Consider the following 13,229-nt stretch of genomic DNA (forward strand, 5'->3'; position numbering starts at 1 on the left):
AACTAAAGCATAAGTTGACCACCACAAGGCTGAAAAGCTCTACTTTTGGATCCAAACATAACATTCTCAGCAAAGAAGGGAGCACTGATTTATGTAGCGAGCGATGAGAGGCTGGCCGCCGCCGGAGCGCAGCTACCGGAGTTGACTGTAGCTCAATGAGGATAGCGAGCACCGCCGGCGGCCAGGATATCGAGCGCAGTAATAAATCCATGCTCCCGAGGAGAGAACCGTGACTCAACCCCCCTTCCCCAAGAACACCTGGTACGTCGCCTGCACCCCGGACGAGATCGCGGACAAGCCGCTGGGGCGCACCATCTGCAACGAACCTATCGTACTCTTTCGCGGCGACGAAGGCCGCGTTGCTGCGGTGGAGGATTTTTGCCCTCACCGCGGCGCCCCGCTGTCGCTGGGCTTCGTCCGCGACGGCAAGCTGGTGTGCGGCTACCACGGCCTGGAGATGGGCTGCGACGGCAAGTGCGCCGGCATGCCCGGCCAACGCGTGCGCGGCTTCCCCAGCATTCGCGCCTACCCGGTGGTAGAGCGCCACGGCTTCGTGTGGCTGTGGCCGGGGGATCCCGAACAGGCCGACCCGAGCCTGATCCCCGAGCTGCACTGGGCCAACAGCCCCGACTGGGCCTACGGCGGCGGGCTCTATCACATCCACTGCGAATACCGCCTGATGATCGACAACCTCATGGACCTGACCCATGAGACCTACGTGCACGCCTCCAGCATCGGCCAGCCGGAGATCGAGGAGGCCGCTCCCGAGACCACCGTGGAGGGCGACGAAGTGATCACCAGCCGCCACATGGAAAACATTCCGGCACCGCCCTTCTGGCAGGCGGCACTGCGCGGCTGTGGCCTGGCCGACGACGTGCCGGTGGATCGCTGGCAGATCTGCCGCTTCACCCCGCCGAGCCACGTCCATATCGAAGTGGGCGTGGCTCATGCCGGCAATGGCGGCTACGACGCCCCGGCCGCGGTCAAGGCGTCGAGCATCGTGGTCGACTTCATTACCCCCGAGACCGACACCTCGATCTGGTACTTCTGGGGCATGGCGCGCAACTTCAAGCCAGAGGACGGCGAGCTCACCGAAAAGATCCGCGAGGGCCAGGGCAAGATCTTCGCCGAGGACCTGGAGATGCTCGAGGCCCAGCAGCGCAACCTGCTGCGCTATCCGGAGCGCCAGTTGCTCAAGCTCAACATCGACGGCGGCGGCGTACAGGCCAGGCGCATCATCGACCGCATCCTCACCGAGGAGCGAACCGCCAGGGAGGGCGTCACCCCATGAGCAGCGTTCCCCTCTCGCTGATCGTCGAGGTCAAGGCGCGCCACGACGAGGCCCGGGACATCGTCACCTTCGAGCTGGCCGATCCCCACGGTCGGCCACTGCCGGCGTTCAGCGCCGGCGCCCACCTCGACGTGCAGGTCAAAAGCGGCCTGATTCGCCAGTACTCGCTGTGCAATCACCCCGAGGAGCGCGACCGCTACCTGATCGGCGTGCTGCGCGACCCCGCCTCCCGGGGCGGCTCGGTGGCCATGCACGAGGAGATCCAGGTCGGCGACCTGATTCAGATCAGCGCGCCCAAGAATCATTTTCCGCTCAAGCCGGCAGCGCGCACCCTGCTGCTGGCCGGCGGTATCGGCATCACGCCGCTGCTGTGCATGGCCGAGCGCCTGGCCCACACCGATGCCGAGTTCGAGCTGCACTACTGCACCCGCTCGCCGGAGCGCACCGCCTTTCGTCGGCGCATCGCCGAGTCCGGCTTCGCCGAGCGGGTCCACTTCCACTTCGACGATGGCGCAGCGGAGCAGAAGCTGGACCTCGAGACGCTGGTCGCCACGCCGGATCCTGACGCCCGGGTCTACGTCTGCGGCCCCACCGGTTTCATCGAGGCGGTGCTCACGGCCTGCAAGGCGGCGGGCTGGCCCAGCGAACGGCTGCACACCGAGTACTTCGCCGGGGCCGTGACCGACACCGCGGACGACGACAGCTTCGAGGTCAAGATCGCCAGCAGCGGCGCCAGCTTCACCGTGCCCGCCGACAAGACGGTGCATCAGGTGCTGGCCGAGAACGGCATCGAGATCATGGTCTCCTGCGAACAGGGCGTCTGCGGCACCTGCCTGACGCGGGTGCTGGAGGGCGAGCCCGACCACCGCGACCTCTACCTGGACGACGACGAGCACGCCGCCAACGACCAGTTCACCCCCTGCTGTTCGCGGGCCAAGAGCAAGGTTCTGGTGCTGGACCTGTAGGTGCTTCACATGACGACACCCATAACGACAAGAGGAACACCCCCATGACACCCAGCAAGATCGTGACCGCCCTTTCCAAGCCCCTTTCCAAGAAGGGCGCGCGGAGAAATGCCCTGAACAGCGCCCTCACCGGCGCCCTGGCTGCGGCGCTCCTGGCCACCCCCGTTGTGGCCGAGGCCACCACCCTGCGCATCGCCCACGTCTGGCCCGGCGGCTCGCTGATCGACCGCGAGCTGTTCCAGGCCTGGGCGGAGAGCGTCGAAGAGGCCTCCGAGGGCCGCCTGCAGGTGCAGATCTTCCCCGGCGCCACCCTCACCGGTGCCGACAACGCCTACCAGGGCGTGGTCAACGGCATCGCCGACATCGGCGCCACCGCCCAGGGCTACAACGCCGGTCGCTTCCCGCTGACCCAGGTGGTCGAGCTGCCCGGCGTCTCGGCCAGCAGCCGCCAGGGCTCGTGCATCCTGCAGTCGCTCTATGAGCAGGGCCACTTCGACGAGGAGTATTCCGATACCCGGCCGCTGTTCATGTTCACCACCGGCCCCGGCTACCTGCACACCAAGGAGCGCCTGATCGAGACGCCGGCGGACCTGGAAGGGCTGCGCCTGCGCCGTCCCACGCCGGTGGTCGGCGACATGTTCACCCGACTCGGCGCCCAGGCCGTGGGCATGCCGGCGCCGGAGGTCTTCACCTCCATGCAGCGCGGCGTGGTGGACGGGCTGAGCTTCAACTGGGAGGGCATGAAGACCTTCCGCCTCAACGAGCTGGCCAGCTACCACACCGAGGTGCCGCTGTACGACCTGTCGCTGTTCGCCACCATGAACCAGCGCACCTACGACAGCCTGCCCGAGGAGCTGCAACAGGTGATCGACGACCACAGCGGCTTGGAGTGGTCGCTGCGCGCCGCGGAGGTCTACGACGAGCTGATCCGCCAGGGCCGTCAGGACGCCGAAGAGGCCGGCCACGAGTTCCTGGTCATCGAGGATGCCCTCGAGCATCCCGACTGGGGTCCGGTGCTGAACGAGACCATCGAACGCTACCTGGATGAGGTCGGCGAGGAAGGCAGGGAGATCTACGAAGCCGCCCTCGCGCTACAGGACGAGTGCCGCGTCTGAGTTCTTCACTCTTCACCGCTACTCGCCAAGTAATCCTTCGTTGACGGCAGCCTTCGGGCTGCCGTCTTCGTTTCTCTCCCATCAGACCAAAGTCGAAGAAAGGCAGGCATGACCCGGCTCGGCAACTGCTGTAACCTACCTATTGTTTAAATGCACAACAGTATCTTCGAACAACAAGCGCTCAGCTTGACGATTATTGCCGAGGCCCACATGACCGAAACGCTCGTCAAGACGACTCTGGACGACACCATCTACACCATCACCCTGGCGCGCCCGGAGAAGCGTAATGCCGTCAGCGACCGTCTGCTCAGCGCCCTGGAAGAGGCCCTGGTGGCCACGCCGCAAGAGGCGCGGGTCATCATCCTGGCCGCCGAGGGCAAGCACTTCTGCGCCGGTCTGGACCTCGCCGAACACCAGCATCGCGACCCCTTCGGGGTGGTGCAGCACTCTCGCGGCTGGCACCGCATCTTCGATCGCCTGCAGAACGGCGGCCTGCCGGTGGTGACCGCCATGCAGGGCGCCGTCATCGGCGGCGGCCTGGAGCTGGCCACCGCCACCCATGTGCGGGTCGCCGAATCCAGCACCGTCTATCAGCTGCCGGAAGGGCGTCACGGCATCTTCGTCGGCGGCGGCGCCTCGGTGCGGGTCTCCAACATCATCGGGCCCGGTCGCATGTGCGAAATGATGCTCACCGGCCGCGTCATGGACGCCGACGAAGGGCAGCGCCTCGGCCTCTCCCACTACGTGGTCGGTAACGGCGAGAGCCTCGACAAGGCCCGCCAGCTGGCCGAGCGCATCGCCGAGAACGCGCCCATGGCCAACTGGGCCATGGTCTCCGCCATCTCGCGCATCGACAACATGGCCAGCGACGACGGCCTGTTCGTGGAATCGCTGACCGCCGCTCTGACCCAGACCAGCCCCGAGGTGGCCGAACGTATCGGCAGTTTCTTTACCAAGAAAGGCCAGGGCCCGCGCACCTGAGGAGAACACCATGAAGTTTCAGGACAACACCTTCATCGTCACCGGCGGCGCCTCGGGGCTGGGAGAAGCCACCGCCCGCGCCCTGCACGATGCCGGCGGCAACGTGGTGATCGCCGATCTCAATGCCGAGCGCGGCGAAGCGCTGGCGGGCGAGCTGAACGCCAGGAGCGCCACCGACCGCGCGCTGTTCCGCCGCACCGACGTTACCAGCGAGGCCGATGCCCAGGCCGTGGTAGCGCTGGCCGTGGACACCTTCGGCGGCCTGCACGGGCTGATCAACTGCGCCGGGGTCGGCGATCCCGCCAAGGTGGTCGATCGTCACGGCGAGCCGCTGCCGCTGGAAGCCTTCGCCCGCATCGTCAATATCAACCTGTTGGGTACCTTCAACATGCTGCGCCTGGCCGCCGCCGCCATGGCCAAGGGCGAGCCCCAGGCCGACGGCGAGCGCGGAGTAATCGTCAACACCGCCTCGGTGGCGGCCTTCGACGGCCAGATCGGCCAGCCAGCCTATGCAGCCTCCAAGGGCGGCATCGTCGCCATGACTCTGCCCATCGCCCGGGAGATGGCCCGCCACGGTGTCCGCGTCATGACCATCGCCCCGGGACTGTTCAGGACCCCGCTGATGGAGGCGCTGCCGGAAGAGGCGCAGCAATCCCTGGCCGCGTCCATCCCCTTCCCCAACCGCCTGGGCGAGCCCGACGAATTCGCGCGCCTGGCCTGCCATATCGTCGACAACCCCATGCTCAACGGCGAGACCATTCGAGTAGATGGGGCGATCCGTATGGCTCCGAGGTAAAAGCCCCTTCTTCGGCACCGTTCTCGGTGGGCGCCGGCGGGCAGGTCGTAGCGAAGGTCTTTTGCCATGGATGGCAAAAGTAGCGCCCAGGGAAGGGTTCACAGCGCCTTCGCGAAGGCCTGCCCACCGGGATAGCCCACCCCCACCAGATCCAGACCCTATCTACGTCCGGCCAGCAACGAGGAACGTCCATCGCATGCTCGATTACCAGGCACCGCTGCGCGATATGCAGTTCATCCTCGAGGAGCTGGCCGGTCTCGAGCAGATCGGCGAGCTGCCCGGCTGCGAGGACGCCTCGCCGGATCTGGTCAGCGCCGTGCTGGAGGAGGCCGGCAAGTTCGCCGCCGGCGTGCTCGCCCCGCTCAACCCGGTCGGCGACCAGCAGGGCTGCCGCCTGGAAGGCGAGCGAGTGGTCACTCCCGCGGGCTGGCAGGCGGCCTACGACCAGTTCCGCGAGGCCGGCTGGATCGGCCTCTCGCTGCCGCCGGAGCATGGCGGCCAGGGCCTGCCCAAGCTGGTCTCCACCCCGGTGTGGGAGATGTGGTTCTCGGCCAACATGGCCTTCGCCATGCTGCCCCAGCTCAACGTGGGCCAGACCGAGGCGCTGACCATCGCCGCCAGCGAGGCACAAAAAGCCACCTGGCTCGACAAGATCGTCAGCGGCGAGTGGGCCGCCACCATGAACCTCACCGAGCCCCAGGCCGGCTCCGACCTGGCCGCCACGCGCATGCGCGCCGAGCCCGAGGGCGATGACGCCTACCGCCTGTTCGGCCAGAAGATCTTCATCTCCTACGGCGAGCACGAGCTCACCCCCAACATCGTGCACCTGGTGCTGGCCCGGTTGCCCGACGCCCCGCCGGGGGTGAAGGGGCTGTCGCTGTTCCTGGTGCCCAAGTATCTGCTCGACGAACGGGGCGAGCCGGGACAGCGCAACGACATCCGCTGCATCGCCATCGAGCACAAGATGGGCATCCACGGCAGCCCCACCTGCACCCTCAGCTACGGCGACGACGGCGGCGCCCTGGGCTATCTGGTCGGCGCACCGCACCAGGGCCTGGCCACCATGTTCGTGATGATGAACGAGGCCCGTTTCAACGTGGGCATCCAGGGCCTGGCGCTGGGCGAGCGCGCCTATCAGGCCGCCCTCGCCTACGCCCGGGAGCGTGTGCAGGGGCGCGATATCGTCAGCGGCGAAGTCGGCCAGCCCATCATCGTCCACCCCGACGTCAAGCGCATGCTGGTGTCGATGCGCGCCCGGCTGATGGCCACGCGCGGCCTGCTCTACAGCGCCGCCGGCTGGTTCGACCTCGCCCGTCACCACCCCGAGGCCGAAGTCGCCGACAAGTACCGCCGCTACGTCGATCTGCTGATGCCGGTGGCCAAGGGCTGGTGCACCGAGGTGGGTAACGACCTCTGCGACGAGGCGATCCAGGTCTTCGGCGGCATGGGCTTCGTCGAGGAGACCGGGGTGGCCCAGCTGTTCCGCGACGCCCGCGTCATCACCATCTACGAGGGCACCACCGGCATCCAGGCCAACGACCTGCTGGGGCGCAAGATCCTGCGTGAGGACGCCGCCACCCTGCGCGAGCTGATTGCGGATATCCACGAGACGGCCGCTCGGCTCGAATCTGATGCCAACCTCGGCGACCTGGCGCAGCCGCTCCACGACCAGGCCACCCTGCTCGACAAGAGCGCCGACTGGCTGCTGGCCCACAAGGCCGACACCGCTGAGCTCTATGCCGGTGCCGTGCCCTTGCTGCACCTGCTCGGCATCGCCTGCGGCGCCTGGCAGATGGCCCGCCTGGCGCTGGCCGCCGAGGCCCGCCGCGCAGCAGGCGACGGCGACCTCGACTACCTGACGGGGCTGAGCGAATTGGCCCGTTTCTACCTGGCCACCCAGGCACCCCAGGCCCGCGCCCACGGTCACACGCTGCGCCATGCCGGCGCGGTGCTGAGCCGCTTTTCCGAGAAAGGACTTTGAGAGAGGGCCCTAGGCCCTCTCCCCACCAGCCTTACCCCACCTTGACGATCAGCGCCGCGGCGGAGTCGCCGGCGGCGCAGCCGGTCACCAGGGCGTAGCCGCCGCCCTTGAGTGCGGTCTCCTCGATGGCTTCGATCAGCAGCCGCGCCAGGGTCGGCGCCTGGGGGTGGCCGTAGACCAGCGAGGTGCCGTAGTTGTTGAAGGTGTGGGCATCTAGCCCCAGCGCCTTGGACAGGTGCAGGTCGTTGGCGATGAAGGGCGTGTGATTCTTGATCGTCTTGATCTGATCGATCGTCAGGCCCGCCCGGTCGAGCGCGCGCTTGACCGAAGTGGCCGGCGCCATCGGCATGTGTGCCGGCTTGGTGCGGGCATGGCCGTAAGCCACCACCTGCACCGCCATCTGCGGGTCGCGGCTGAGCTCGACGGCCCGCTCGTGGGTGGTGACCAGAATGCCGGCGTTGGCATCGGCCGGGTGGGTCTGGGCCCCGTAGGTATGGATACCGTCCGGCTGCACGCTGCGCAGCTTGGCGAGTCCCTCGGCGGAGGTCGCGGTGACCCCTTCGTCGGCCTCGACGAGCTTGGTCTCCTTGCGCGAGACCGCCACCTCCACCGGGAACATGTAGCGCTTCTGGAAGGCGCGCTCGTTGGCCAGGGCCTCGGCGTACTGCTCGTAGCGCCGCAGGGTCAGCTCGTCTGCCTGCTCACGGCTGAAGCCGTGCTCCCGTGCCACGTTCTCGGCGGTGGTCAGCATGTCCTTGCCGGTGGCCGGGTCGGCGGCGATGTTGTCCATGTTCCAGTTCTCGGCGATCACCTCGCCGCCCGGCCCGTTGGGGTTGGGCCAGATGGTGTGCGGGCCGTTGGAGGGCCGGTCGGCCAGCAGGCAGTAGGTGGTGTCGAAGCTACCGGAGTCCACCGCCAGGGCGGCATTGAATACCGCAGTAGTTGCGGTCGCACAGGCCTGGGTGATGTTCTGCCCCGGGGCCTGGCCGGCGCCCATCATGGCCGCGGCCCAGGGCGCGCCGTAGAAGATCGACTTCTGCCCCACTGACACCCCCAGATAGAGATAGTCGATGAGCGTGGGATCGATCTCGCGGGCGGCGAACCAGCGCTTGCTGGTGGCCGCACCCAGCTCGATGGAGTTGACGTTGGCCAGGCTGCCCATCCACTTGCAGAAAGGGGTGGTGTAGTAGCCGCCGTAGGGGATGTAGGCGTTCTTGAACATGTCCGATCTCCAAATGCTGTTCAGTCGCGGGTCAGGTGCGCGCGCAGGCCGCCCCACTGGGGCTGGAAGAGCTCCGCCGGCATCTCGCGCAGCTCGCTGGCGATGCGCGGCACGAAGTCCATGGCCGCCAGGATGTCGCGCTCGACGTCCAGCCCGGGGGCGATTTCGGTCAGGGTGATCTCGCCGTCGAGCAGCTCGAACACGCAGCGCTCGGTGACGAACAGCACCGGCTTGCCGGTCTCATGGGCGTAGCGACCGCTGAAGGTGATCTGATCGACGCGCTGGACGAACTTGCGCCGCGGCCCCTCCTCGAGAATCCGCAGGCTGCCGCCCTCGACCGCCACCTTGCCGCCGTTGGTGAAGGTGCCGCAGAACACCACCTTGCGAGCGTTCTGGCTGATGTTGATGAAGCCGCCCGGCCCCACCACCTTGTCGCCGAACTTGCTGACGTTGAGGTTGCCCTCGTGGTCGGTCTGGGCCAGCCCCAGGAAGCACACGGCCAGGCCGCCGCCGTCGTAGAAGTCGAACTGATAGCCGTGATCGATGATCGCCTCGGCGTTGTAGGCGGTGGCGAAATCGCCGCCGCTGGCCGGCACGCCGCCGTAGGTGCCGAGTTCGGTGGTCAGCGTCATCAGGTCGCTGACGCCCTCTTCCGCCGCCACGCTGGAGACCCCTTCCGGCATGCCGATGCCGAGGTTGACCACCCCGCCCGGCACCAGCTCCATGGCGGCGCGCCGGGCGATCACCTTGCGCGGGTCCAGCGGCAGCGGCTTGATGCCGCCCAGCGGCACCTTGAGATCGCCGGCCAGGGCCGGGTTGTAGGTGGTGGTGATGGTCTGCATGTGGTGCGCGGGCTCGGCCACTACCACGTAGTCGACCAGGTCGCCCGGCACCTTGACCTGCTTGGGGTGCAGGCTGCCCTGGGTGGCCAGGTACTCCACCTGGGCGATGACGATGCCGCCGCAGTTCCTGGCCGCCTGGGCCATGGAGAGCTGCTCGAGGAACAGCGCCTCGCGCTCCATGCTCAGGTTGCCGCGCTCGTCGGCGGTGGTGGCGCGAATCACTGCCACATCCACCGGGAAGGTGCGATAGAGCAGCCACTCCTCGCCTTCCAGCTCGACCAGCTTGACCAGATCCTCCTCGGCGGCGCTATTGGCCTTGCCCCCCTCCAGGCGCGGGTCGACGAAGGTGCCGAGCCCCACCTTGCTGAGCACGCCGGGCTTCTTGCCGGCGATATGGCGCCACAGGTGCGCCAGCACGCCCTGGGGAAGCAGGTAGCCCTCGACGCGGTTCTCGCGAATCAGCTCGCCCATGCGCGGCGCCTGGCCGGTGTGGCCGCTGATCAAGCGCCTGATCAGGCCGGCGTGGCCGAGGTGGTTCATGCCGCGGCTCTTGCCGTCGCCGCAGCCGCAGCTGTGCGCCACGGTGAGGTTGCGGGGCGCCCCGGTCTCGAGGAAGCGCTGCTCCAGGGCCGTGGCCACGGCTTCGGCGAAGCCGCACAGGCCGGCGGTGGTCCAGATGACCGTATCGCCGTCCTGGATCAGGTTCGCCGCGGTAGCGCTGTCGATGATCTTGTTCACACTTGTCGGCTTCACTCTTGTCGGCCCTCTTGCGGAAACACCAATAGCATGGCGCTATATATTGTTGAATCAACAAACATACTGACTCATGGATCTCCCACTCGAACGCCCCGGCTAGCGGGGCGCTCCCGTCAGCCGCTGGTCAACACCAGCACGATCTGGGGATAGAAGATCACCAGGGCCACCACCAGGATGTCGGCCACCAGGAAGGTCGAAACGCCGCGGAAGATGTCCATCAGCGAGGCGTACTGTCCGGCCACGCCCTTGATCACGAAGATGTTCATGCCCACCGGCGGCGTGATCATGCCGATCTCCAGCAGCTTGACCAGCAGCACGCCGAACCAGATCAGGCTGACGTCATACAGCTCGAAGATCGGCAGCAGCACGGGCAGGGTCACCAGCATGGCGCCGAACGGCTCCATGAACAGCCCGAGGAAGAGATAGATCAACACCACCACCAGCATCAGTTCCAGATAGGTGGGGTCCCAGCCGCTGACGGCACCGGTGATGTAGCCGGCCACACCGCTCAGGCTCAGGAACATGGTGAACATGCTGGCACCGACGCCGATGATCAGCAGCGCCGAGGTGGTGGAGAGCGTCTCGAGCAGCGCCGCCTTCATGGCCCTGCCATTCAGCCGCCGCAGCACCAGGCCGATAAGAATCGCCCCGGCAGCGCCGACGGCACCGGCCTCGGTGGCGGTGAAGAAGCCGGAGAAAAGCCCGCCGAACACCAGCACCCCGAGCGCCAGCACCGGCCAGATATCGAGCAGCGCCTGACGCGGAGACACCTCGCGGGCGCCAACGGCCTCCCGGGGCACGATGTCGGGGCGCAACCAGCTCACCACCAGGATCACGATGCAGTAGCTCACCGCGGTCAGCAGGCCGATGGTGATGCCGCCCAGGAACACCTGGGTGATCGAGACCTGGGCGAACACGCCGTAGACGATCATCAGGATGCTGGGGGGAATCAGCGCCCCGATGGTGCCACCCGCGGCAATGGTGCCGCAGGCGAAGCTGGGCTTGTAGCCGCCCTTCACCATCTCGGGAATCGCGATGCGCCCCATGGCCGCCGAGCAGGCGACGCTGGAACCGCTCACCGCGGCAAAGCCGGAGCTGGCAAAGATGCTGGAGATGGCCACGCCGCCCGGCAGCCAGCGGAACACCACCTTGGCTGCATTGAACAGGCCGTTGGTCAGCCCGGCGTGGTAGCAGACGAAGCCCATCAGCAGGAACATGGGTACCGCACTGAGCGTCCACTTGGCGATGAACTCATAGGGCGTCGAGGAGAGCATGCCGATGGCGGTGTTCCAGCCGAACATCATGGTCATGCCGCCCAATGAGACCGACACCAGGGCAAGCGCAACCGGCACGCGAAGCGCCAGCAGGACAAGGAGGATAATCAATCCATAGAAACCGGTCGCAACGGACATGAAATTACCTTTCCTCTTGCGCGGGAGAATCGTACGTCGTTCCCGTCGCCAGCAGCGGCAGCCTGACCAGGCAGACCAATGCAGCCAGCGCAAAGGCCACGGGCAGTACGAAATAGGTCGGCCAGACGGGCATCGGCACGTTGAGTGACATGACGTAGGCGCCGATCTGGTACTGCTCCATGGCCTTGCCCCAGGTAGCCACGGCCAGCGTGGCGTAGATGGCCGCCGAGAGCAGCGATACCAGAACGTCGGAAATGCGGATCAGCCTGGGGCCCATCAGGCCTTCCAGCGCTTCGACGCTGATCATGTTGCGGCGCCACTCGACCCAGCCCAGCGGCAGCAATGCCAGGGTGATCAGGTAGTAGCGGGTCACCAGTTCCAGCGTGGCGGGAATGGAGATCGACAGCGTCGAGCGCAGCACCACATCGAGCGTGATGTGCACCACCATCAGCAGAATCCCCAAAGTGCCCAGCAGCGCCAAGCCGACAGCGGCGAGGTTGGTCAGGCGATATAACACAGCCATGGGGCGTCTCCTACATCAAGGAAAACACTGCACGAATGCCGGCCCGAAGGCCGGCCATTCGTGGGGTACACGACCTACTCAGCTGCCGTAGGTGGCGAAGTCGACGTCACTAAAGATTTCACGCTTCATGGCCTCGGCAATGGCCTCGTGATCGTCGCCGATCTCTTCGACCATCTCGGTCCACTTGTCGACCAGCGCCTGGAAGCGCTCGATCTTGGCCTCGGCGTCTTGCACACCGTGACGCCTTTCGGCCTGCTCCGCGGCGTAGACCAGGTCCTCTTCGATAAAGGCCGGAATGGCATCGAGAAGATCCTGCTCGGGCTCGAGAATCTCGATGCCGCTCTCCTTGGCAATTTCGCGCGCCTCCTCGGCCATCTCGTAACCCCAGCGCTGGGTGATGGCGGCGCTCGCCTCGACGGAAGCGTGGATCATCGCTTCACGCTGTTCCTCTGTCAGGCTGTCCCATGCCTGCTGGCCGACGGCGTGGGAGATGGTGCTGTGGAAGGTGCCCAGCTCGACGTCGGTCACGTAATTGAGCACGTCGTCGAGGCGGAAGGAGATGATGTCGGCGATGGAGGCGATGGTGCCCTCGATCACACCCTGGGAGAGCGACTCGTAGGTCTCGCCCACCGACATGGTCGCCGGTGTCAGGCCGACCGATTCGGCCCAGCGCGAGTACTGCGGGCCGCCGACGCGCATGCGCAGGCCGCGCAGATCGGCGAGGGAACGCACCGGCTTGGTGCTCAGGATGCGATAGAGATCCGAGGCATGCGAGCTGGTGTAGACGATACCCAGCGCCTTGAGCTCTTCCTGACATTCCGCACAGGTGACGATATATTCCGTGACTGCCGCCGCCATGGCATGGGGCGTGGTGCCTAGGAAGGCCATGTCGCCGACCAGGTTGATCTCGGGAAGGTCGGCCGGGAAATAGGCCGGCAGGAACAGCCCCGCCTCCACCAGGCCGCTGCGGATGGCGTTGCGCATGTTGCCGATGTTGGCCACCTCGGTGCCCAGCAGATTGCCCCTCAGCTCACCGTTCGTCTTCTCCTCCAGGCGCTCGGCGAACTGGGTGAACATCGGGTTGTAGGCGGGATGAGCGGGCGGCACCCCTGGCGCCATGCGCAGCTCACGGGCCTGGGCATGGCTGGCGAGCGCCAGACTTCCGACGGTGACGGCAATGGCAGCGGTCTTGAGCAGCGTGTGATTCGTCATGGGTGTCTCCAGATGGGTTATATTTGTTTGTATGTTAAACAATGGTTCTTATCATCTATCTTTGAGCTGATTATAGTCCACTCATCAACCCCTCTCGATACCCGACCTTGGTCTAAGTGCGCTTGACCTACGA

At 66.3% G+C, this 13,229-nt stretch carries 11 protein-coding genes; 6 read left to right on the plus strand and 5 right to left on the minus strand.

What is annotated here, in order from left to right:
• Positions 1-229: 229 nt before the first annotated feature.
• The 6 genes from HOP58_RS14330 to HOP58_RS14355 all read left to right on the plus strand — a co-directional run bounded on the left by HOP58_RS14330 (position 230) and on the right by HOP58_RS14355 (position 7,129).
• Positions 230-1,291, plus strand: coding sequence for an aromatic ring-hydroxylating dioxygenase subunit alpha (locus tag HOP58_RS14330; RefSeq protein WP_234260678.1), 1,062 nt, complete (start codon positions 230-232; stop codon positions 1,289-1,291).
• Positions 1,288-2,256 carry a PDR/VanB family oxidoreductase gene (locus HOP58_RS14335; RefSeq protein WP_234260679.1) on the plus strand — a complete coding sequence of 323 codons (969 nt, stop codon included), beginning with the start codon at positions 1,288-1,290 and terminating at the stop codon, positions 2,254-2,256. Before HOP58_RS14330 ends, HOP58_RS14335 begins: the two co-directional genes overlap by 4 nt.
• 44 nt (positions 2,257-2,300) lie before the next feature.
• Positions 2,301-3,371 (plus strand): TRAP transporter substrate-binding protein, encoded by a 1,071-nt coding sequence (locus HOP58_RS14340; RefSeq protein WP_234260680.1) that lies wholly within the window; start codon positions 2,301-2,303, stop codon positions 3,369-3,371.
• 210 nt (positions 3,372-3,581) lie between these two features.
• Positions 3,582-4,352 (plus strand): crotonase/enoyl-CoA hydratase family protein, encoded by a 771-nt coding sequence (locus tag HOP58_RS14345; RefSeq protein ID WP_234260681.1) that lies wholly within the window; start codon positions 3,582-3,584, stop codon positions 4,350-4,352.
• 10 nt (positions 4,353-4,362) lie between these two features.
• Positions 4,363-5,148: a 3-hydroxyacyl-CoA dehydrogenase gene (locus tag HOP58_RS14350; RefSeq protein WP_234260682.1), complete on the plus strand. Its 786-nt coding sequence runs from the start codon at positions 4,363-4,365 to the stop codon at positions 5,146-5,148.
• Positions 5,149-5,344: 196 nt separating this feature from the next.
• Positions 5,345-7,129, plus strand: coding sequence for an acyl-CoA dehydrogenase (locus HOP58_RS14355; protein ID WP_234260683.1), 1,785 nt, complete (start codon positions 5,345-5,347; stop codon positions 7,127-7,129).
• Between the two features lie 31 nt (positions 7,130-7,160).
• Here the strand turns inward: HOP58_RS14355 and HOP58_RS14360 are convergent, their stop codons facing one another.
• The 5 genes from HOP58_RS14360 to dctP all read right to left on the minus strand — a co-directional run bounded on the left by HOP58_RS14360 (position 7,161) and on the right by dctP (position 13,096).
• Complete coding sequence (locus tag HOP58_RS14360; protein WP_234260684.1) at positions 7,161-8,351, minus strand: thiolase family protein; 1,191 nt, start codon at positions 8,349-8,351, stop codon at positions 7,161-7,163.
• A 20-nt stretch (positions 8,352-8,371) separates the two neighbouring features.
• Positions 8,372-9,946, minus strand: coding sequence for an acyl CoA:acetate/3-ketoacid CoA transferase (locus HOP58_RS14365; protein WP_234260685.1), 1,575 nt, complete (start codon positions 9,944-9,946; stop codon positions 8,372-8,374).
• A gap of 116 nt (positions 9,947-10,062) precedes the next feature.
• Positions 10,063-11,361: a TRAP transporter large permease gene (locus tag HOP58_RS14370; protein WP_234251680.1), complete on the minus strand. Its 1,299-nt coding sequence runs from the start codon at positions 11,359-11,361 to the stop codon at positions 10,063-10,065.
• A 4-nt stretch (positions 11,362-11,365) separates the two neighbouring features.
• Positions 11,366-11,884 (minus strand): TRAP transporter small permease, encoded by a 519-nt coding sequence (locus HOP58_RS14375; protein WP_103969798.1) that lies wholly within the window; start codon positions 11,882-11,884, stop codon positions 11,366-11,368.
• A gap of 78 nt (positions 11,885-11,962) precedes the next feature.
• Positions 11,963-13,096 carry a TRAP transporter substrate-binding protein DctP gene (gene dctP / locus HOP58_RS14380; RefSeq protein WP_234260686.1) on the minus strand — a complete coding sequence of 378 codons (1,134 nt, stop codon included), beginning with the start codon at positions 13,094-13,096 and terminating at the stop codon, positions 11,963-11,965.
• Positions 13,097-13,229: the final 133 nt, after the last annotated feature.

The organism is Halomonas sp. MCCC 1A11062, assembly GCF_021404355.1.
Lineage (GTDB): Bacteria > Pseudomonadota > Gammaproteobacteria > Pseudomonadales > Halomonadaceae > Halomonas > Halomonas aerodenitrificans.